The organism is Pseudomonas sp. MWU12-3103b, from assembly GCF_023100615.1.
Lineage (GTDB): Bacteria > Pseudomonadota > Gammaproteobacteria > Pseudomonadales > Pseudomonadaceae > Aquipseudomonas > Aquipseudomonas putida_A.
This window is the reverse complement of the sequence record NZ_JALMEY010000015.1, coordinates 153,153-172,939: the sequence shown is the minus strand read 5'-3', so window position 1 is coordinate 172,939 and position 19,787 is coordinate 153,153. Positions and strand designations below refer to the sequence as shown.

The window sequence follows — 19,787 nt, the reverse complement described above, 5'->3', positions numbered from 1 at the left end:
AGGCCAGTCCTGACCGCAGCTTATTCCTTGACGCTCATGTATTCCTTCGCCCACAGAATGTAATCCTCAGGCTGGGTATAGGTGTGCGTCAGCTCGGTGGCGCTCAGGTCCGAGGCCTGGGTGAAGATCTGGCGTTGTTCGCGCAGGCTGTCGTAGGTCGCCTTGATCGCGGCGAAGTAGGCGCCGTGGCCGTCGATGGTCACGCGCACCCCGAGTTCGGTCAGGCGCTTGTCGTCGCGCAGCGCCGGGTTGCCGTAGGTCACCAGCATCAGCGGCACCGTCAGGTGTTCGGCGATTTGCTCGAGCTGATCGAAGTCCTGCACCCCGACCATGCAGATGCCGTCGGCACCGGCGGCCTGATACTGCTTGGTGCGGCTGATGATTTCCTGATTCGGCAGAATCCCGGCATTGGTGCGGGCGATGATTGCCATTTCCGAATCGACCCGGGCTTCCAGCGCCGCGCGGATCTTGCCGACGCCTTCGGCGACCGAGATCAGGTCGGTGGACTTACGGCCGAATTGCGCCGGCAGCAGGGTGTCTTCGATGGTCAGGGCGGCGACGCCGGCGCGTTCCAGTTCAACGATGGTGCGCATCACGTTGAGGGCGTTGCCGTAACCGTGGTCGGCATCGGCGATCACTGGCAATTGGGCGACGCGGCCGATGCGGGTGGCCTGTTCGGCGAATTCGCTGAGGGTGATCAGGGCAAAGTCGGGGGCGCCCAGCACCTGCAACGAGGCCACGGAGCCGCCGAGGATCCCCACTTCAAAACCCAGGTCTGCGGCAATGCGCGCGGACATCGGGTCGAACACCGAGGCGGTGTGGTAGCAGGTGTCGGAAGCCAGCAATTGACGGAAGTTACGGCGCAAATCTTGATGGGAAAGCCTGGTCATACGAGTTCCACCAATACAAAGGAATGGAACGGCTTGAGCAAAGGTGTCAACGCCGAAGAATGAAAAGGCTATCACGCGAATGGGTCAAGGTTCATGACGAATTTGCGAGTGAGGCGTCGATGAAGGATCCAGCGGCTGAAAGGTTTCATCGGCAGTCAGCGGATTTTCACTGGCTAAACCGCAGATCAGGCCGCTACCGCCTGTTGCTGTTGCCTGGGCAGCAGCACGGCGCGCACCGAATTGCCCGGTTGCAGTTGCAGGCGCTTGGCGGTGAGGCGATCGACCACCAGGGTATTGCCGACCAGACGACCGGGGGCCACAGTGATGCGGCAGTTCTCCAGGCGCCGGTTGTGGATCAGCCACAACGGTGCCTGATCGTCCGGCGTGCCGAGACTCAGGGTCAGCGCCAGGCTGTCGCGCACGGTACGAATGTTGCCGATCGGTGCTTCGATCACCGGGCCACCGTCGAAGATGTCGATGTAGCCCTTATGCACAAATCCTTCTTCGCGCAGGATCTTCAGCGCGGGCTCGGTATTGGGATGCGCCTGGCCGATGGCCGCCTGTGCCTGTTCGGTGAGCATGCAGGTGTACAACGGCTGGCGCGGCATCAGTTCGGCGATGAACGACTTGTTGCCCAGCCCCGACAAGTGGTCAGCATGGCTGAAGTCCATCTGGAAGAAATGCCGGCCCAGACTGTCCCAGAACGGCGAGCAACCGAGTTCATCGGCACTGCCGCGCAGTTCGGCGATCATCTTCTCGCCAAACAGTTGCGGAAACTCGGCTACGAACAGCAGCCGCCCGAGAGACAGCAGCCGGCCATTGTTGCCATGGCGTTGCTCATGCTGAAGGAACAGCGAACACAGTTCCGACTGGCCGGTCAGCTCGTTATTGAGAAACAGTGTGGGGATCTGCCGCGAAATGCCCAGATCCGGTGCCGAACTCACGGTCAGGCCGACTCGGTAGTTGTACCACGGCTCGCGCAGGCCTACCGCGCCGGTCAGGGCGCTGACGCCGACCACCCGCAGGTCGTCATCTTCAAGCACGAACAGATAATCGGCGTCGGCCCGTTCCACTTGTCCGGAAAACGCGCGCTGGGCCCAACGCACCCGGTGGGCGAGGCGATCCTCATTGGCCGGGAGGGTGGTGAACCCCGGGCCAGCCTGTTGCACCAGGGTCATCAGTGCTGGCAGGTCGCTGACTTTGACCGGACGGACGATCATGCGGTAACTCCTTGTACGCGCCGGTTCGGGCACTGTCGTTGGGTATGCAACCGGGCGCGGTTCACAGGGCGGTCAGCCTGATCGTGCAGCCATCGGTGACCTTCAGCGCCGCGCACAGGGCCGGCGTCAGAGACAGCGGTTGATCGGGCTGGTAATCCAGTTCGGCGACGATGGCCCGGAAACCGTGCAGCGCGTCGTTGCTCAACAGATAACGGCCACGCGTCTCGATCGGCGCTTGCTGGCGCACGGTGGCGGTCTGGCTACGGGCGATCGATCGGATGTTCGCGGTGCGCGCATACAGGGTCGGACCGGCGTCGAACAGGTCGATGTAGCTGTTGGTTTCAAAGCCTTCGCGTTCGAGGATGTCGAACGCTTCCTGGCCGTCCGGGTGAATCCGGCCGATGCATTCCTGCGCTGCCGGAGGCAGCATCGGTACGTAAATCGGGTATTGCGGCATCAGTTCGGCGAGAAACGTGCGGCTTTGCAGACCGCACAGGCGTTCGGCCTCGACGTAGGGCAGGTCGAAGAAGTGTTTGCCCAGTGCGTCCCAGAACGGCGAATGACCGTTCTCATCGCTATAGCCGACGATCTCGGTGATCACCGCATCGGCGAAACGTTGTGCGTGAGCGGCGATGAACAGCAGCCGTGCCCGCGACAGCAATTCGGAAAAGGCGCTGCGCACCAGCGCGTTGTCGATGTGAAACCCGCGCAATAGCGTGTGTCCGCTGAGGTCGTGACACAGTGACAACGCCGGCACCCCGTGTTCGATGTTCAGTTCCCGCGAAGCACTGGTGAAGTGGCGATTGCGCAAGCTGTAGAACGGTTCGTTGAAACCGGCCGTGGCGAGGATCTCCGAGCAACCGACCAGCCGTTGAGTGTCGAGGTCTTCCAGCACGAAGAAGTAGTTCTCCGGGCCTTGCGCCTGAGTGTCGTTGTCGAACGAGGCACAGGAGCCGGCGATTTTTTCGCGCAGGCGTTCGCTGTCGTCAGGCAGCGACGTGACGCCGACCAGGCTGTCGCGGGCCAGCTGCTGCAATTGCGGCAGGTCGGTTGTCTCGACTGGGCGTAAGACCAGCATGGATGCACTCCTGTATCAAAGGGTCCGGTGATCCCACCGAACCTGACTATCACTGTCGGTTGCCACGCTTTAAAGCGGCGGTCGCCTGATTTGATGTCAGACGCCGCTCTTTTTCTTGTCAGCCATTGCTCGGGTCAGGCAGCGCTGTGCTGGCGCCGAGCTTGTTCAGGAAGAACAGGTACACCAGACCCAGCGCAATCCAGATCAGGCCGAGTTTCTGCGCATCGACGCCCATGTTGTACATGATGGCGGCGACGATGATGAAGCCGATCACCGGGCAGATCAGATGGCGTACGACCTGACCGGACTTCTGCCGACGCCAGTAGTAGTTGATCACTGTCAGGTGCAGCAGCATGAAACCGCTGAGTGCACCGAAGTTGACCAGCGAAGTCAGGGTGTCGACCGAATTGATGAACAGGTAGCAGATCACCAGCGACAGCACCGCCACCAGATAAATGCTCAGGTACGGGGTGTTGTGCTTCGGGTGCACCTTGGCCAGCACTTTCGGCAACTTGCCGTCGCGGGCCATGCCGAACAGCAGGCGCGACACTGCCGCTTGCGAGGTGATCGCCACCGCGACGCCCCAGGCCAGCGCCGTGGCGACACCGGTCAGGGTGGCCAGCCAGCTGCCAGCGGCGATTTCGGCGATTTCATAGAATGCGGTGTCGGCGGACTTGAAACCCATGCCAGCAGCCAGATCGGTGGCGATCCAGGTCTGTACGACGAAAATCACGCCCATCACCACCAGAGTGATCAGCGCTGCGCGACCGACGCTGCGGCCCGGATCGCCCTTGATTTCTTCGGCGAGGGTCGAGATCGCATCGAAGCCGAGGAATGACAGCACGGCAATCGACACCGCTTGCATCAGCAGGGCGAAGTTGAACGTTTCCGGGTGATACAGCGGCGCCAGGGTCAGCTCGCCGTTGCCGCCGCCGTTGTGCAGGGCGTTCCAGGCGTAGAACAGGAAAATCCCCAGCACCACCAGCTGTGCCAGCAGGAAAATGATGTTCATCCGTGCGGTGAAGGTGATGCCGCGCAGGTTGACGAACGTCGCGCTGACCAGAAACGCCAGAATGAAGCCGACCTTCGGAATGTCCGGGTACAGATGGTTCAGGGCCATCGCCGCGTAGACGTACAGCAGCGGTGGAATCAGCAGGTAGTCGAGCAGCATCAGCCAGCCGGCGATGAAGCCGACGTGTTGATTGAGGCCGCGTTGCGCGTAGGAATACACCGAACCGGCGACCGGAAACGCCTTGGCCATGCTGCCGTAGCTCAGCGCGGTGAACAGCATCGCGACCATGCCGATGATGTAGGCCAGCGGCACCATCCCGGGCGCCTCGGCATTCACGTAGCCATACACGCCGAAGGGGGCGATGGGGATCATGAAGATCATCCCGTACACCACCAGGTCGGTCAGTGTCAGGCTACGTTTCAACTCCTGTTTGTAGCCGAACTCTTCTATTTCCATGAAGCGCAACTCCTTGTCAGCCTATCCAGCGTTTTAGTTGTTATGTCGATCCATCGTTACAGCGTCAGCAGTCTTGCAGCATTCTTTACAGCAGCGGCGCCAGACGCTCGGCCCACAACGATACCGCTTCGGGGCTGCGCAGCAGATCGTTGCGCACTTCGATCAACACCGATTCCAGCCCCCGGGCATCGCCGTGCACCGGGACGGTCATGTCGCCCAGCGGATCAACCCGGTACGGCTGGTTGCCCGCGACGTTCAGCGGGTGCTGGCCGAGGCCGTCGATCACCCGTTGCGCATAGGCGCCGGCCTGACCGAACAGCACGCCGACTTCCAGCGGGCGCGGCTGGCCGTAATACACCGGGGTAAAACTGTGAATCCCCACTACTCGCACCGCCTGGCCTTGTGCAACGCGCTGGTCGATCAGGGTCTGCAGCCGGGCGTGAAACGGTTTGAACAGGCTCTGGCGCCGGTATTCGCGAGTGGCTTCGTCCAGCTCGCGGTTACCGGGCACCTGATAAATCTCGCTCTGCGCCGGAATGCTGTCGGGCGCATGCCGGGGCCGATTGAGGTCGATCAGCAGCCGTGAATAGTTGGCGCTCAACAGTGTCGCGCCGAGTGTCTCCGAGAGCTTTTCGGCCAGTTGCAGTGCGCCGATGTCCCAGGCGATGTGTTCGCGCGCGGCGGCATCGTCCAGGCCCAGATTGTTCAGGGCCTCGGGGATGTAGCGGCTGGCGTGCTCGCACACCAGAATCAACGGATGCGATGAATCTTCGCGGCTCAGGTTGTAGACCGGGCGGGTATACAACCCCAGCTCGGCGGATTCAGTACAGGCGTGCATAGTGCTCACACAGGTCAGCGGGCGAGAGCTGTTCCGTCAGCGCCAGTTCCTCGGTTTTAAGGGCGTGGTAAGTGTCGAGCAACGGCTTGGGCAGCCATTGATTGAAGGCTGCACTGTCACGCAGGCAATCCAGCGCCTGGGCCAGCGAGGCGGGCAGGGCGACGATGCCCCGGGCCTTGCGTTGCTCGTCGTTGAGTGAATCGGGAATTTCATCGGTGATCGCGTTCAGCGCCAGACGCTGTTCGATGCCCAGCCGTCCGGCAATCAGCAGTGCGGCCATCGCCAGATGCGGCGAGGCGGTGGCGTCCATCGCGCGGAATTCCAGGTTGTACTGCGCCGCCACGGATTTGCCGCCCAGGCTCACGGTCGGACAAATGCGCAGCGCCGCTTCACGGTTCTGCTGCCCCAGACACGCATAGGACGCGCTCCAGTGATGCGGCTGCAAACGCTCATACGACACCGGTGTCGGCGCGGTGAACGCACACAGCGCCGGCAAATAATGCAGGATCCCGGCGGCCCAATGCTGGCCGAGCGTCGACAGACCGTTGCTGGTGCCGGCGTCGTAGAGCAGCGGCAGACCTTGCAGGTCGAGCAGGCTGACGTGCAGGTGCACACCGTTGCACACCGCGTCGGCCTTGGTTTTCGGCGCGAAGCTGACGTCGACGCCCATTTGCCGGGCTATTTCGCGGGTGATTTCGCGCACGTTCACCGCACGATCCGCCGCCGCCACGCCGAGGGTCGGCCGGCAGGTGATTTCGTATTGGTGCTTGCCGTATTCGGGCAGGAACATTTCCGGCTCGACACCGCCGGCGCGCAGCGCGCTGAGCAGCCAGCCGCCGAACTCGGCCCCCTGACGCTGGGCTTCGAGGGAAAACGCCAGATGCTCGGCAAAACCGGCATGCAGGTTGAATTCGTGTTCGAACGCCGCGTTGACCTGCAAACCGAGGTCGTCGCGATAGCGCTCGATTTCATCGCGCAGCAGCGTGCGCGGGCAAGCGCTCCACGGCCGGCCATCGGTCTCGCGGATGTCGCCATGGATGAAGTCCAGCGCCGGTGCTGCGGCATCCGGGCCATTACCGACCGTCACGCGACTGGCCAGATCGGGAATCAGCCGCAAATCACCATAGGCGCCCCATGGGTTGGTCGAGGCGATGATGTCCTGAGGCGTCAGTGCGCTGTTGGCCGGCACCCAGCCGCACCCGGCCGCTTGATAATGTTCCAGCTGATCGGTGGGAAACGAGCGGCCACGGGTGATGCCGATCAGGTCGGTGGTGACGATGGTGGTCATCGGCAACGGCGTCAGGCGCTCGCTCATGGACGCATCTCCTGCAAGCGGCCGAGCACGGTTTGCGTGTCGCTGATCCAGCAGTAGCCCTTGATCGCGTTGAGGCAGGCGTCATGCCGCGCCGGGGTATAGGTGGCGCAGGCGTCTTCGACCAGCGTCACCAGATAGCCACGGTCGGCGGCATCGCGCACGGCCATGTCGACGCACTGGTCGGTGACGATGCCAGCGATGATCAGGTGACGGGTTTCGAGGTTGCGCAGCACGTAATCGATGTTGGTCGAGTTGAACACCCCGGATGAGGTTTTCGGCAACACGATTTCGTTTTCCACCGGGGTCAGGTCGTCGATGATCCGCGCCTGGGTGCTGCCCTTGGGCAGGTGCATGTCCGACAGTTTGTGATCCAGCGAGCGGTCGCGACCGTCGGCGGTCAGGCTTTCGATAATCGTATGCAGCACATTCTGCCGCGCTTCGCGAAAGGCACTGAGCAAGCGGCGCTGGTTGGGCACCACCTGCATGTGCGCGCGGGTCAGGAAATACTCGGCGTCCGGGCCGTTCAAGTGCGGGTCGAACTGCGGTTCGAGCCAGGCACGCTGCATGTCCACCAGCAACAGAGCGGTGTGACCGGTGACGAACGGCAAATCCCGCGGCGAGCGGTGGGGAAGACTGAACATCCTTATTTATCCTCCAGCAGATGGGTGTTGAAGTCGTTGCGCAGGGCGTCGATGCCTTCCAGGCGATCGGCCAGATCGGGGCTGCGCAGGGTCAGGCAGGCAATCAGCGCCTCGACCTGGGCCAGCGCCGGCACCATGGTGTCGAACGGCGAGGCCGATTCCACCGGAGCACTGATGATCAGGTCAGCCAGTTCACGCAGCGGCGAGGCATAGATGTCGGTGAACAGCACCACCCGCGCGTTGTTGTTCTTCGCCGCCGAGGCCACCCGCAGGGCCTGGGACTGGTAGCGCCGATAGTCGAACAGCAGCACCACGTCCTGGCGTTGCAGATCGAACAGGCGGTCGGGCAGTTGCGCGTTGTCCTCCAGGGCAAAGCAGCCGGGCCGCAGCAAGCGCAGGTGGTTGAGCAGGTAGTTGGCCATCAGGCTGCTGAAGCGCCCGCCGAAGCAGTAGATCTGGTGCCGGGTATCGAGCAGCCAGTCGAGCAGAATGCGCACGTCTTCGGGTTGCGTCAGAACCTGGGTTTCCACCAGCAGGCGTTGGCTGTCAGCCAGATAATGGCCCCAGGCATCGTCTTTATTGAGGTGCGAGCGTGGCTGCAACAGGGTGCGCGGCGAACGCAGGCGGTGGTCCATGTCGCTGAGCAGCGCGTCCTGAAACTCGGCGTAACCGCCGAATCCGAGCTTCTTCACCAGCCGCACGATGGTCGGATCGCTGACGCCGGCGTGTTCGGCCAGACGCGCCATCGGACCCAGGCCGTTGCGTGGATACTGGTCGAGCAGGGCGCGAATCACTTTGCGCTCCGACGGCGTCAGTTCCAGGCCGGGGTCGGTGATCAAGTCTCTGAGAGGGGGCATCCGGGCTCCTGCTGGATGAAGGGGGGGTGTTGAATTCGTTTCACAATCCGTTAAAACAGTATTTATGTAACTCAGGTTACATGTCTAGTGAATTTTTAGCGCTGGCGATTCGACGTTTAAATAAGCTCACAACCCTGAGTAACAAGGGCTACACCTGAGTCTGTGCCTCTTGTAGTCCATTGCCTCCAGGCGTGTCAGACATTGCCGCTTTTTCTACTTCAGAGTACTGGACTGGAGGTTCACGAGATCCCCTGAAGCGACCGGGTTACGGCACAATTGCCACAAGACCGGCGATTTTCCGCCGATTCAGCTGATGCTTATCGAGTGAAATCCTGTGCAGTCCACCCGTTTGACTTTGATTTGCCACGCGCGAACCGTCGCACAGAAATTGTCGCGCTTTCCTACGAACGAGCCTGTTGAAAATTCGCCATTCGCGATCGGCGCGTTGGCCGCGAAGTTCACCGGTGCCAGTCGTTTGTTGTGCGGGCCGGAATTGCGTACCCGTCAGACCGCCGAGTGGTTCGGTGCGGCGCCGCAAGTGGACGAAGCGTTGCGCGATTGCGATTTGGGGCGCTGGCACGGGCAAGCGATCAAGGATCTGCAAGTGCGCGAGGCCGATGCATTGCAGGCGTGGATCGATTATCCGCAGGCGGCACCCCATGGTGGCGAGTCGGTAATGCAGTTGAGCGAACGCGTGGCGGCATGGCTGACCAGTCTGCAAGGCGTATCGGGGCACATCGTCGCCGTCACCCATCCGTTTGTGGTGCGTGCGGCACTGATGCAGGTGTTACAGGGCGCGGCGTTCAACGCCATTGATGTTGAACCGTTGTCTATGGTTGAACTGCGGTTCAACGGCATCTGGCGGCTACGCTTGCCGGGTATCGATCTTGCGGGAGCACTGTAATGAAACGACTGCTAGTGATTGGCATCGGCGCCGGAAATCCCGACTACATCACGATGCAGGCGGTAAAGGCGCTGAATCAGGTCGACGTGTTCTTTCTGATGGACAAAGGCCCGAGCAAGGACAAACTGATCGATCTGCGTCGCGATATCTGTGCGCGTTACATCACCGATCCTGCGTATCGCTTCGTCGAATCCCACAGCCCAGAGCGCGCGCGCGGCGACGTGGACTACACCCGCGCGGTCGATGATCTGAATCGCGCCAAGCAAGAAACCTTCGAACAACTGATCAATGAAGAATTGGCTGACGAGCAGTGCGGCGGATTCCTCGTGTGGGGCGACCCGGCGCTGTACGACAGCACCGTTCGTATCCTGCAGGCGATTCTCGCGTCAGGCCGCTGTGCTTTCGAGTTTGAAGTGATCCCCGGGATTACCAGTGTTCAGGCGCTGGCCGCGCAGCATAAGGTGCCGTTGAACAGCATTGGCCGGTCAATTGAAATCACCACTGGCCGGCGGCTGGCGGCGGGGCAGGTCAGCGACACCGACAGTCTGGTGGTGATGCTCGATGCGGAAGATTCCTACCACCATGTGGCGGATCAGCAGACCGAGATTTACTGGGGAGCCTACTTGGGCACACCGGATGAAATTCTGATCAGTGGCAAGCTCAAGGATGTGGCGGCCGAGATCGAGCGGGTGCGCAAGGCTGCCCGGGCCAAGCATGGGTGGATCATGGATACCTATCTGTTGCGCAAGCCGTAGGTTTATTGTGGCTGGACTGGCCTCTTCGCGAGCAAGCTCGCTCCCACAGGGGGGCCCATTTCAAATGTGGGAGCGAGCTTGCTCGCGAAGGGGTCATCACAGTCAACTCAAGAAATGGCTTTGACCCCACGCCCAAACCGCTCCCGATACACCGACGGCGGCACCCCGACCACGCTGCGAAACGCCACGCGAAAACTTTCCACCGAGCGATAACCGCAGCGCAGGGCAATTTGCTCGGTGTTGTGCACGCTGCTCTCCAGTAATTCCCGCGCCCGGGCCAGTCGCTCGTGTTGCAGCCACGCTTTGGGCGATTGTCCGCTGGCTTCGGTGAAACGGCGCAAAAAGGTGCGCTCGCTCATCGCCGCTTCGCTGGCCAGATCGCGCACTTCCAGCGGTTGGTGCAAGCGCTCGCGGGCCCACTGCATCACCCGCGATAAGTCGTTGCGCGGCGTCGCGCTGACCGGCGTCGGGATGAACTGTGCCTGACCGCCAGTGCGTTGCGGCGACATCACCAGACGCCGGGCCACTGAATTGGCGACCTGGGTGCCGAAGTCCCGTGCCAGCAGATGCAGGCAGGCATCGATCCCGGCGGCGCTGCCCGCCGAGGTGATCAACTGTCCGGAGTCGACGTAAAGCACATCCGGATTGACCGCGATCGCCGGGTAGCGTCGCGCCAGTTCATCGGTGTAGCGCCAGTGGGTGGTCGCACCGTGGCCGTCGAGCAAGCCACTGGCGGCCAGCACAAACACCCCTGAGCAAATTGACAGCAACCGCGCACCCTGGGCGTGGGCCTGTCGCAAGGCGTCGATCAGCGCCGGCGGCACCGGGGCCTCGCGGTCGTGCCAACCGGGAATGATGATGGTGCGCGCCTGCGCCAGCAGCTCCAGGCCGCCGTCGGCCAATACGTGAATCCCGCCCATGGCGCGCATCGGCCCTTGATCAACGGCGACGATGCAGTGCTCGTACCACGGGAAATCGAATTCCGGCCGGGGCAGGCCGAAAATCTCCACGGCAATGCCGAACTCGAAGGTACAGAGGCCATCGTAGGCCAGAATCGCGACCAATCCAGGTGAGTCAGGCATTTGGCGGAAAATTCCCGGTGAGTGTCTTGCGCGCCACTGTAGCGCCAAGTGCCGGCCCGATAAAGTCTGCTCACACCCCAACAGATGAAGGAGCCACACAACATGACCAGCCTGGTTCGCGACATTCCTGCCGCACCGTCGGCCATTGCCCTGATGCATTTCAGCAACCGTCTGACGTTTGAAACCGATTGTTCTGACGTGTACAGCAGCCAGGAGGCCGGTGAAGTCGATTTTGTCCTGGTCGACGTGCGCGGGCCTTTGGCGTTCGAGCGCGGTCACGTGCCGGGCGCGATCAACATTCCGACCCGCTTGCTGACCGCCGAAGGCCTGGCGGAGTATTCGACGAGCACGTTGTTCGTGGTCTATTGCGCCGGCCCGCACTGCAACGGCGCCAACAAGGCTGCGGTGAAACTGGCGGCGTTGGGTTACCCGGTCAAGGAGATGATCGGCGGCGTGACCGGCTGGCTGGATGAGGGTTTTTCGCTGAGTGTCGAACAGCCCGCCAAAACCCCCATCGCCTGCGAATGCTGAATGCTTTTGTAGGAGCTGCCGCAGGCTGCGATCTTTTGCTCTTTAAAAGTCAAAAGATCGCAGCCTGCGGCAGCTCCTACAAAGGCCATTTGTGTCGTTTTCAAAGATTTGTCCTACAGCCTTTGCACCATGTCGGCGCACTGTTGATCCCGGTCAACGCGTGCGCCGATTTTCTGTAAGTATTTGTCGCCTAAACACAATTTGCCCTGTGCGCGCCGCCATAGACTGCCGGCCACGTCGGTTTTTGCTGCTCAACGGCCATGACCGAACGCCAATCGAAAGCTGCCAATAAAAGCCTCCGCACACAGGAGTAATAAATGAAGAAGCTAGTGATGTTCGGTGCCCTGGCACTGTCGATGTTGTCCCTGACCGCAGTGGCCGAAGATGCCAAACCGATTCGTCTGGGGATCGAAGCCGCTTACCCGCCATTCTCGATGAAAACCGCTGATGGCAAACTCACCGGGTTCGACGTCGATATCGGCGATGCCCTGTGCAAACAGATGGACGTCAAATGCGTGTGGGTCGAGCAGGAATTCGACGGTCTGATCCCGGCACTCAAAGTGAAGAAGATCGACGCGATCCTGTCCTCGATGACCATCACTGACGACCGCAAGAAAAACGTCGATTTCACCATCAAGTACTACCACACCCCGGCGCGCTTCGTGATGAAGGAAGGCTCCGGTGTCAAAGACCCGCTGACCGAGCTCAAGGGCAAGAAAGTCGGCGTGCTGCGCGCCAGTACCCACGACCGCTATGCCACCGACATGGCCAAGGACGCCGGGTTTGAAGTGGTGCGCTACGGCTCGCAACAGGAAGCCAACCTCGACATGAAATCCGGTCGTCTCGACGCGATGCTCGCCGACTCGGTGAACCTCAGCGACGGTTTCCTGAAGACCGACGACGGTAAAGGCTTCGAATTCGTCGGCCCGACCTACGAAGACGCCAAGTACTTCGGCGGCGGCGCGGGCATCGCGGTGCGCAAGGGCGATACCGCGCTGGCCGAGAAATTCAACAAGGCCATCACCGAAATCCGCGCCAATGGCGAGTACAAGAAAGTCCAGGACAAGTACTTCGACTTTGACGTGTACGGTCATTAATACGCTGTAGAAAAAAGTGGTCCCGTTTGCGCGGTGGCCACTTTTTTTGTGCTCTCCCCCTGAAGACAAAGACCCCCTGTGGGAGCGGGCTTGCTCGCGAAGGCGGTATAACATTCAACATAATCATTGATTGATACACCGCCTTCGCGAGCAAGCCCGCTCCCACAGGGGATTTTCGCCGATTCAATTTTCAGGAGTTACCCATGCAACGCATCGACCATGTCCTGCCCTGGAGCCATCTGGGCAGCGAACGTTCCCTCAGCGTCTTCCGTTACGGCGCGGGCAGCCGCAAGGTGTACATCCAGGCCAGCCTGCACGCCGACGAACTGCCGGGGATGCGCACCGCGTGGGAACTCAAGCAACGCCTCAACGCGCTGGAACAGCAGGGCCGTCTGCAAGGCGTGATCGAGCTCGTGCCGGTGGCCAACCCGATTGGCCTCGACCAGCATCTGCAAGGCAGCCACATGGGGCGCTTCGAGTTGGGCAGCGGGAAGAATTTCAACCGCGCGTTTGTTGAACTCAGTGCGCCGGTGGCGGCGCGAATCGGCGAGCAACTGGGCAGCGACGACCAGGCCAACATCGCGCTGATCCGCCAGACCATGGGCGAGGTGCTCGATGAGTTGCCAGCCCCGGCTTCGCAACTGGAAGCGCTGCACCGCTTGCTGCTGCGCCATGCCTGCGACGCCGACATCACCCTCGATCTGCATTGCGATTTCGACGCGGCGATTCACCTCTACGCCCTGCCGCAACACTGGCCGCGCTGGCAATCGCTGGCGGCGCGACTGAAGGCCGGCGTGGCCTTGTTGTGCGAAGACTCCGGTGGCAGTTCGTTCGATGAATCGTGCTCATCGCCGTGGCTGCGTCTGGCCCGAGCGTTTCCGAGTGCGGCGATTCCCCCGGCGAACCTCGCCACCACCCTGGAACTGGGCAGCATGGGCGACACCCGGGTCGATCAGGCCCAGGCCAATTGTGAAGCGATTCTCGGCTTTCTCGCCGAGCAGGGTTTCATCAGCGGCGAATGGCCGGCGGCGCCGAGCGAATGCTGCGAAGGCATGCCGTTCGAAGGCACCGAATACCTGTTCGCGCCGCACCATGGCGTGGTCAGTTTCCTGCGCAATGCCGGGGAGTGGGTCGAGCAGGGCGATGCGCTGTTCGAAGTGGTGGATCCGTTGAATGACCGCCTCACCACCGTCCGCGCCGGCACCAGCGGCGTGCTGTTTGCGATTGATCGCGGGCGTTATACCCAGCCGGGGATCTGGCAGGCCAAGGTGGCGGGGCGTGAGCCGATTCGGGTGGGCAAGCTGATAAACGACTGACAGATTTCCTTGGATTTTCCGGCCTCATCGCGAGCAGGCTCACTCCTACATTTGGCATGCGTTGTCCCTGTAGGAGTGAGCCTGCTCGCGATAGCGGTCTCGCCAGCACCACAATCTTCAGAGAGTGTTAGGCTCACCGACGAACCCGACACTCTGTGAAGGAAGGCTCTATGTTGAAGGCGTTTGCCCTGTTAACCCTGCTGGCGTCCAGCGCCGTCCACGCGCAAACCACGCTGCAAAGCGACTTGCCACTGAAATACATCGAACAGGTTCACCCGGACGCGAACACTCGGCCGCTGGTGATTTTTCTGCACGGCTACGGCAGTAACGAAGCCGATCTGATCGGTATGAAGTTTCAACTGCCGGCACAGTACAACTACCTCTCGGTGCAGGCGCCGCTGGCGTTGGGCGAAGGGCGTTTCCAGTGGTTTCGCAAAAAAGGCGAAGGCGCCTACAACGGTGAGACCGATGATCTGAAGGCCAGCGGTCAGAAACTGCGGGAGTTTGTCGCCCAGGCGGCGAAGAAATATCACGCCAGCCCGGACAAGGTGTACCTGATCGGCTTCAGCCAGGGCGCGATGATGACCTACGAAGTGGGCTTGCGTCCGCCCGTGGCGGTCGGTGGCATCGCGGCGTTGAGCGGACGCCTGTTGCCGGTGTTGAAAACCGAGCTCCAGGCGCAGCAACAACCGTTGCCGCTGAAGATCTTCATCGGCCATGGCACCGCCGATGATCGGGTGCCGTACCGCGACGGCACTGCGGCCAATGCGCTGCTGCAAAAACTTGCCTACAAACCCGAGTTTCACGCTTATCCCGGTGTCGGCCACAGCATCAGTTCTGCCGAGCTGCGGGACTTGAACGCCTGGCTGCAGCAGCTCAATCCGTAAGGATCACTTGTCCTTGAGGATGGTTTTCACCAGCGCATCGTGACCGCTCTTGTCGCTGGCCCGGGAAATCACCTGAACCAGCGCCATGCGCTTGCCGGAGGCGGCGAGCAGGGTGGTATTGAGGGTCTGGCCGCCGCCCTGAGTGGCGGTGCTGTCGACCTGACGCACGCCGAGGCCGCTGCTTTTCTGGGTCAGGCTTTTTTCGCTGAGCTTGTTGAAGTCCGGCAGGGCCTTGCGCTGGTCATCGATGAAACTCGCCAGGCTGCCATCGAGAAATTCGTTGTCGTTGTCCTTGACGCTGGCGCCGCCGGCGATCTGGTTTTCCGCGGCGATGACCACAGTCTTGGTCGCCTGATTGGTGTACATCGTGCCCTTGGCACCGGTCGGCCCGGCCGGCAGCGGGTCGGCGGTAAAACCCTTGGGCAGGACGAAGGTGAACTTGCCGTCGAGCATCGATACGTTGTTGGTCGAGGCCTTTTCCTTGGGCTTGGCTGCCTGGGCGTTGAGGGCGCCGAGACCGGCGACCGCCGCCAGCAACAGGACGACGGCTTTCTTGCTGAGCAATGACATGTGAATCTCCGAGGGATGGTCGCGCCAGGGCGGCGATGATCCCACGGAGCATGCCTGGCATTCCAGCGCGGTTTGTCAGTCTGCCTCAGCCTTGAGGTTGTGGGCTTTTGGCGGGAGTCGGTCGGGCCAGCAACTTGCGGGTGACCCCGAGCATCGCCACCGACACCGCGACACCGGCGATGAATCCGCTGAGGCCGAGACTCGGCAGGGTCAGCGCCGTCACCAGGCAAAATGCCGAGAACGAGTACATGCCGGTCGCCGTCGCCCGCAGCAATGCCGCGGTAAACGCCGGGCCACGAGTCTGCTGAGAGAATACCGCCATCACACTGCCGAGCACCGGGAACACCGCGAGCAAGCCGCTCCAGCGCTCGCCCACAGTACTCGCGAGCATGGTCACCAGCAGCGTCAGCGCCGCACCGGCAATCATCCGCCAGAGCAGTTTGTCCGACTTCGGCGCCGGGCCGTTCAGTACCGGCTGCACGTCGGGAAACAGGTACGGCGCGGCGAGCAGGGCAATCGCCGCCGCAGCTATCGAGAACGTCAGGGACGACGGAATCAGCGACAACACCAGCGCCAGTCCCGCCCACACCGACATTGACGCCGTCAGCGCCAACGGCCAGTTCGCCCGCTGTGCCACCTGCGCGTAGGTGATGCAGAAGGCGATCATGGCGAACATCGCCGACAGCGCCGCCACCGCCGATTGCGCGGCAAACTGCGGCCCCTGTTCGATGGCGAGGAAAAACAGAATCGGCCCGACCACCACCGGCAACCCCGACAGCCAACCGGCCACGCTCGGCCCCCAGCGCTTGCCGGCGAGGGAAATCAGCAGCAGAAATCCGGGGATCAGCAGTAATTTGAGAATCAGCACGCGGGAGGCCTCGGGGAAGGAAGTGGCCAAGGTAACCGATTGCCGTATTGATCGACAGTTTTTGTATACAAAGCCTACGGGTGATATCCGCTATGCTCTGAAGATCAGGGTTTACCGGAGTCGATACCGCGATGAGCAAACCATCAAAGTTGCTGCGTGGGTGCTGTGGCATCGGCTTGTGGGCGTTGTTACTCACCCCGACCTGGGCCAATTGGCAGGACGCCGTGCCCGGCGCGCAAATCATCGGCACCGGGGATTTCAGTGTGTTCGGTTTCGACGTCTACAACGCCCGGTTGTGGAGCGCGGCACGTCCGTTGTCCACCGAACAGCCCTTCGCTCTGGAGTTGATCTATCGGCGCAAGATCTCCCGCGATGATCTGGTGCAGGCCAGCGTCGATGAAATCAAACGCCTGGCAGGCTCGGGCGTCAGTCCCGCGCAACTGGCCAGGTGGCAAGGGCAAATGGAGCAATCGTTCGTCGATGTGCAGGCCGGCACGCGGATCACGGGCGTTTATCTGCCGGGGCAGGGCGCACGGTTTTTTGTCGGTCAGCAGTTGCAGCATGAAATCGATGATCCGCAATTTGCCCGGGCGTTTTTCGATATCTGGCTGGATCCGCGTACGCGCAATCCCGAACTGCGTGAGCAACTGTTGGGCATGAGCCGATAGAGTTTTTGTTCTTCAAGGCGCTGACTGAAACCTCTAAGCTGTGTCTTTCGAACTTGTTTCTGGATGTGTGCGTGAAATTCAGCTTACCCAAAATCGCCACCGCGCCGTTCTGCCCGCCGGAGGTGGCCGGCAGTGTTGCGGTGGATCCGAGCGCTTCGTTCTTCAAACGCGTGCTGCGTTTTGCCGGGCCTGGCTTGCTGGTGTCGATCGGCTACATGGACCCGGGCAACTGGGCGACCGCGATCGAGGCCGGTTCGCGTTTTGGTTACAGCCTGCTATTCGTGGTGTTGCTCGCAAGTCTGGCGGGAATGGTCGTGCAGTGCCTGTGCTCGCGTCTGGGCATCGCCACCGGTCGCGATCTGGCGCAATTGTCCCGCGAGCGCTACAGCACCCCGACCGCACGCCTGCAATGGGTGCTGGCGGAAATCTCGATCATCGCTACTGATCTGGCCGAAGTGCTCGGCTGCGCCTTGGCCTTTCATTTATTGCTGGGTTGTTCGCTGACCTTCGGCATTGCCCTGACCGCCTTCGACACGCTGCTGGTGCTGGCCTTGCAGAACCGTGGCTTCCGTCGGCTGGAGGCGATCATGCTGGTGCTGGTGGCGACCATCGGCGTGTGTTTCTTCGTTGAACTGGTGCTGATCAAACCCTACTGGCCGGATGTGTTCGCCGGTTTCAAACCGTCGCTCTCGGCGATCAGCGATGCCGCACCGCTGTATCTGGCGATCGGTATTCTCGGCGCGACGGTGATGCCGCATAACCTCTACCTGCACAGTTCGATCGTGCAGACGCGGATGATCGGCAAGGACCTGGCCAGCAAGCAGGACGCGGTCAACCTGGCGCGCATCGACACTATCGGCTCGCTGGCGCTGGCGCTGCTGGTCAACGCGGCGATCCTGATTCTGGCGGCGGCTGCGTTTCACCAGTCCGGGCATACCGACGTGGTCGACATTCAGGACGCCTACCACCTGCTCGACCCGCTGGTCGGCGGCGCGCTGGCCAGTGTGCTGTTCGGCGTGGCGTTGCTGGCGTCGGGGCAGAGCTCGACGTTCACCGGGACCATCGCCGGACAGGTGATCATGGAGGGGTATCTGAACCTGCGGATTCCCTGCTGGCAGCGGCGGTTGATCACTCGTGGGCTGGCGCTGATCCCGGCGTTCATCGGCGTATGGCTGATGGGCGATGACGCGGTGGGCAAATTGCTGGTGCTGAGTCAGGTGGTGTTGAGCCTGCAGCTGCCGTTTGCGCTGTACCCGCTGATTCGCATGACCAGCGACAAGCAACTGATGGGGCCGTTTGTGAACCGGCTGCCGACCCGGGTGCTGGCGTGGGGGCTGTTTGCGGTGATCAGTGGCGCGAATGCCTGGTTGATTTTGCAGATGGTGGTGTGAGCCCTGGTTTTTCTGTTGCCTGAGCTGGCCCCTTCGCGAGCAAGCCCGCTCCCACCCTGGAATGCATTCCCCTGTGGGAGCGGGCTTGCTCGCGAAGAGGGAGGTCCATTCAAAGAAGATTTTGAATGAGCAAAAAAAACACCCGGTGCAACGCAAGTCGCACCGGGTTTTTTGTTGCCAGCGAGCAGCGGATGTCGTGGATCCACTGCCCGCTGTGAACTCGGGGGTTAAGCGCGTTCCAGTGCCAGCGCCACACCCTGACCGCCGCCGATGCACAGGGTCGCCAGACCTTTTTTCGCATCACGCTTGATCATTTCGTGCAGCAGCGTCACCAGCACGCGGCAGCCCGATGCACCGATCGGGTGACCGAGGGCGATGGCGCCGCCGTTGACGTTGACCTTGTCCAGATCCCATTGCAGATCCTTGGCCACTGCCAGCGATTGCGCGGCGAAAGCTTCGTTGGCCTCGATCAGGTCCAGTTGGCCGATGTTCCAGCCCGCCTTGTCCAGGCAGCGACGGGTGGCCGAGACCGGGCCGATGCCCATGATCGCCGGGTCAACACCGGCGTTGGCGTACGCGGCGATTTTTGCCAGCACCGGCAGGCCCAGGGCCTTGGCCTTTTCGGCGCTCATCAGGATCACTGCAGCGGCGCCATCGTTCAGCGACGAAGCATTACCGGCGGTGACGCTGCCGTCCTTCTTGAACGCCGGACGCAGTTTCGCCAGGGATTCGGCGGTGGTGTCGCCACGTGGTTGTTCGTCGACCTTGAACGCCACCGGATCACCTTTGCGCTGCGGGATCAGAATCGGGGTGATCTCATCGACAAAGCGTCCGGCCTCAATGGCCGCAGCGGCTTTGCGCTGCGAAGCGGCGGCGAAGGCGTCCTGCTGTTCGCGGCTGATCTCATATTTATCGACCAGATTCTCGGCAGTGATGCCCATGTGGTAATCGTTGAACGCATCCCACAGGCCATCGCTGATCATGGTGTCGACGATTTGCGCGTGACCCATGCGCAGACCGGTGCGTGCGCCCGGCATCACGTAGTTGGACAGGCTCATGTTCTCCTGACCACCGGCGATGATCACCTCGGCATCGCCGCAACGGATCGCTTGTGCGCCCAGGTGCAGGGCTTTCAGGCCCGAGCCGCAGACCTTGTTCAGGGTCATGGCCGGCACGGCGTGGGGCAGGCCGGCTTTGATCGCGGCCTGACGCGCCGGGTTCTGGCCGGCGCCGGCGGTCAGCACCTGGCCCATGATCACTTCATCGACCTGCGCACCGTCCAGACCGGTCTGTTCGAGCAACTGGCGAATCACCGCAGCGCCCAGATCCACCGCGGACACGCTGGCCAGCGAACCCTGGAAACTGCCGATCGCGGTGCGGGTGGCGGCAACAATTACGACGTCTTGCATTT

The 19,787-nt window shown here is 61.8% G+C and carries 20 protein-coding genes; 8 read left to right on the top strand and 12 right to left on the bottom strand.

Annotation, left to right across the window (positions count from 1 at the left end):
* Positions 1–20: 20 nt before the first annotated feature.
* The 8 genes from M0808_RS22405 to M0808_RS22370 all read right to left on the bottom strand — a co-directional run bounded on the left by M0808_RS22405 (position 21) and on the right by M0808_RS22370 (position 8,307).
* Positions 21–890: an oxaloacetate decarboxylase gene (locus M0808_RS22405; protein WP_247842453.1), complete on the bottom strand. Its 870-nt coding sequence runs from the start codon at positions 888–890 to the stop codon at positions 21–23.
* 185 nt (positions 891–1,075) lie between these two features.
* On the bottom strand, positions 1,076–2,110 hold the full coding sequence (astA, locus tag M0808_RS22400; RefSeq protein WP_027611635.1) for an arginine N-succinyltransferase: 1,035 nt from the start codon (positions 2,108–2,110) through the stop codon (positions 1,076–1,078).
* Positions 2,111–2,171: 61 nt separating this feature from the next.
* Positions 2,172–3,188, bottom strand: coding sequence for an arginine N-succinyltransferase (locus M0808_RS22395; protein ID WP_247842452.1), 1,017 nt, complete (start codon positions 3,186–3,188; stop codon positions 2,172–2,174).
* 118 nt (positions 3,189–3,306) lie between these two features.
* The gene (locus M0808_RS22390) at positions 3,307–4,656 is read right to left on the bottom strand and encodes an APC family permease (RefSeq protein WP_027611637.1); all 1,350 of its coding nucleotides are present in this window, start codon (positions 4,654–4,656) and stop codon (positions 3,307–3,309) included.
* Positions 4,657–4,741: 85 nt separating this feature from the next.
* On the bottom strand, positions 4,742–5,494 hold the full coding sequence (locus M0808_RS22385; protein ID WP_247842451.1) for an N-formylglutamate amidohydrolase: 753 nt from the start codon (positions 5,492–5,494) through the stop codon (positions 4,742–4,744).
* On the bottom strand, positions 5,478–6,809 hold the full coding sequence (locus tag M0808_RS22380; protein WP_123588369.1) for a glutamine synthetase: 1,332 nt from the start codon (positions 6,807–6,809) through the stop codon (positions 5,478–5,480). Before M0808_RS22380 ends, M0808_RS22385 begins: the two co-directional genes overlap by 17 nt.
* A complete protein-coding gene (locus tag M0808_RS22375; protein WP_139054635.1) occupies positions 6,806–7,450 on the bottom strand; it encodes an isochorismatase family cysteine hydrolase in 645 nt (214 codons plus the stop codon). Before M0808_RS22375 ends, M0808_RS22380 begins: the two co-directional genes overlap by 4 nt.
* A 2-nt stretch (positions 7,451–7,452) precedes the next feature.
* Complete coding sequence (locus tag M0808_RS22370; protein ID WP_027611641.1) at positions 7,453–8,307, bottom strand: MurR/RpiR family transcriptional regulator; 855 nt, start codon at positions 8,305–8,307, stop codon at positions 7,453–7,455.
* Between the two features lie 445 nt (positions 8,308–8,752).
* On the opposite strand from M0808_RS22370, the gene M0808_RS22365 reads away from it, so the two are divergent.
* Both M0808_RS22365 and cobF read left to right on the top strand, forming a co-directional pair.
* Positions 8,753–9,211 carry a histidine phosphatase family protein gene (locus tag M0808_RS22365; RefSeq protein WP_348773059.1) on the top strand — a complete coding sequence of 153 codons (459 nt, stop codon included), beginning with the start codon at positions 8,753–8,755 and terminating at the stop codon, positions 9,209–9,211.
* Positions 9,211–9,966: a precorrin-6A synthase (deacetylating) gene (gene cobF, locus M0808_RS22360; RefSeq protein ID WP_134786756.1), complete on the top strand. Its 756-nt coding sequence runs from the start codon at positions 9,211–9,213 to the stop codon at positions 9,964–9,966. The genes M0808_RS22365 and cobF overlap by 1 nt, the downstream gene beginning before the upstream one ends.
* A 107-nt stretch (positions 9,967–10,073) precedes the next feature.
* On the opposite strand, the gene ftrA is transcribed toward cobF, so the two are convergent.
* Complete coding sequence (gene ftrA / locus M0808_RS22355; RefSeq protein WP_247842449.1) at positions 10,074–11,048, bottom strand: transcriptional regulator FtrA; 975 nt, start codon at positions 11,046–11,048, stop codon at positions 10,074–10,076.
* A 102-nt stretch (positions 11,049–11,150) separates the two neighbouring features.
* Here ftrA and M0808_RS22350 point away from each other — a divergent pair, with 102 nt between their 5' ends.
* The 4 genes from M0808_RS22350 (at position 11,151) to M0808_RS22335 (ending at position 14,879) form a co-directional block, all read left to right on the top strand.
* Entirely contained in the window at positions 11,151–11,579 is a 429-nt protein-coding gene (locus tag M0808_RS22350) for a rhodanese-like domain-containing protein (RefSeq protein WP_247842448.1), read from the top strand.
* A gap of 317 nt (positions 11,580–11,896) precedes the next feature.
* Complete coding sequence (locus M0808_RS22345) at positions 11,897–12,676, top strand: ABC transporter substrate-binding protein (RefSeq protein ID WP_247842447.1); 780 nt, start codon at positions 11,897–11,899, stop codon at positions 12,674–12,676.
* A gap of 203 nt (positions 12,677–12,879) precedes the next feature.
* A complete protein-coding gene (locus tag M0808_RS22340; RefSeq protein WP_247842446.1) occupies positions 12,880–13,992 on the top strand; it encodes a M14 family metallopeptidase in 1,113 nt (370 codons plus the stop codon).
* 170 nt (positions 13,993–14,162) lie between these two features.
* Positions 14,163–14,879 (top strand): prolyl oligopeptidase family serine peptidase, encoded by a 717-nt coding sequence (locus M0808_RS22335; RefSeq protein ID WP_027611647.1) that lies wholly within the window; start codon positions 14,163–14,165, stop codon positions 14,877–14,879.
* Between the two features lie 3 nt (positions 14,880–14,882).
* Here the strand turns inward: M0808_RS22335 and M0808_RS22330 are convergent, their stop codons facing one another.
* The gene (locus tag M0808_RS22330; RefSeq protein WP_086792572.1) at positions 14,883–15,449 is read right to left on the bottom strand and encodes a hypothetical protein; all 567 of its coding nucleotides are present in this window, start codon (positions 15,447–15,449) and stop codon (positions 14,883–14,885) included.
* 85 nt (positions 15,450–15,534) lie between these two features.
* Complete coding sequence (locus M0808_RS22325; protein WP_247842445.1) at positions 15,535–16,317, bottom strand: hypothetical protein; 783 nt, start codon at positions 16,315–16,317, stop codon at positions 15,535–15,537.
* A 131-nt stretch (positions 16,318–16,448) separates the two neighbouring features.
* Here M0808_RS22325 and M0808_RS22320 point away from each other — a divergent pair, with 131 nt between their 5' ends.
* Positions 16,449–16,985: a chalcone isomerase family protein gene (locus M0808_RS22320; RefSeq protein WP_027611650.1), complete on the top strand. Its 537-nt coding sequence runs from the start codon at positions 16,449–16,451 to the stop codon at positions 16,983–16,985.
* A gap of 92 nt (positions 16,986–17,077) precedes the next feature.
* The gene (locus M0808_RS22315; RefSeq protein WP_348773060.1) at positions 17,078–18,376 is read left to right on the top strand and encodes an Nramp family divalent metal transporter; all 1,299 of its coding nucleotides are present in this window, start codon (positions 17,078–17,080) and stop codon (positions 18,374–18,376) included.
* 227 nt (positions 18,377–18,603) lie between these two features.
* Here the strand turns inward: M0808_RS22315 and M0808_RS22310 are convergent, their stop codons facing one another.
* On the bottom strand, positions 18,604–19,785 hold the full coding sequence (locus tag M0808_RS22310; protein ID WP_027611652.1) for an acetyl-CoA C-acetyltransferase: 1,182 nt from the start codon (positions 19,783–19,785) through the stop codon (positions 18,604–18,606).
* Positions 19,786–19,787: the final 2 nt, after the last annotated feature.

Bases quoted from the DNA above. Each gene is read 5' to 3' on its own strand.
- M0808_RS22405 (WP_247842453.1), bottom strand. From the start codon at position 890: ATGACCAGGCTTTCCCATCAAGATTTGCGCCGTAACTTCCGTCAATTG.
- astA (WP_027611635.1), bottom strand. From the start codon at position 2,110: ATGATCGTCCGTCCGGTCAAAGTCAGCGACCTGCCAGCACTGATGACC.
- M0808_RS22395 (WP_247842452.1), bottom strand. From the start codon at position 3,188: ATGCTGGTCTTACGCCCAGTCGAGACAACCGACCTGCCGCAATTGCAG.
- M0808_RS22390 (WP_027611637.1), bottom strand. From the start codon at position 4,656: ATGGAAATAGAAGAGTTCGGCTACAAACAGGAGTTGAAACGTAGCCTG.
- M0808_RS22385 (WP_247842451.1), bottom strand. From the start codon at position 5,494: ATGCACGCCTGTACTGAATCCGCCGAGCTGGGGTTGTATACCCGCCCG.
- M0808_RS22380 (WP_123588369.1), bottom strand. From the start codon at position 6,809: ATGAGCGAGCGCCTGACGCCGTTGCCGATGACCACCATCGTCACCACC.
- M0808_RS22375 (WP_139054635.1), bottom strand. From the start codon at position 7,450: ATGTTCAGTCTTCCCCACCGCTCGCCGCGGGATTTGCCGTTCGTCACC.
- M0808_RS22370 (WP_027611641.1), bottom strand. From the start codon at position 8,307: ATGCCCCCTCTCAGAGACTTGATCACCGACCCCGGCCTGGAACTGACG.
- cobF (WP_134786756.1), top strand. From the start codon at position 9,211: ATGAAACGACTGCTAGTGATTGGCATCGGCGCCGGAAATCCCGACTAC.
- ftrA (WP_247842449.1), bottom strand. From the start codon at position 11,048: ATGCCTGACTCACCTGGATTGGTCGCGATTCTGGCCTACGATGGCCTC.
- M0808_RS22350 (WP_247842448.1), top strand. From the start codon at position 11,151: ATGACCAGCCTGGTTCGCGACATTCCTGCCGCACCGTCGGCCATTGCC.
- M0808_RS22345 (WP_247842447.1), top strand. From the start codon at position 11,897: ATGAAGAAGCTAGTGATGTTCGGTGCCCTGGCACTGTCGATGTTGTCC.
- M0808_RS22340 (WP_247842446.1), top strand. From the start codon at position 12,880: ATGCAACGCATCGACCATGTCCTGCCCTGGAGCCATCTGGGCAGCGAA.
- M0808_RS22335 (WP_027611647.1), top strand. From the start codon at position 14,163: ATGTTGAAGGCGTTTGCCCTGTTAACCCTGCTGGCGTCCAGCGCCGTC.
- M0808_RS22330 (WP_086792572.1), bottom strand. From the start codon at position 15,449: ATGTCATTGCTCAGCAAGAAAGCCGTCGTCCTGTTGCTGGCGGCGGTC.
- M0808_RS22320 (WP_027611650.1), top strand. From the start codon at position 16,449: ATGAGCAAACCATCAAAGTTGCTGCGTGGGTGCTGTGGCATCGGCTTG.
- M0808_RS22310 (WP_027611652.1), bottom strand. From the start codon at position 19,785: ATGCAAGACGTCGTAATTGTTGCCGCCACCCGCACCGCGATCGGCAGT.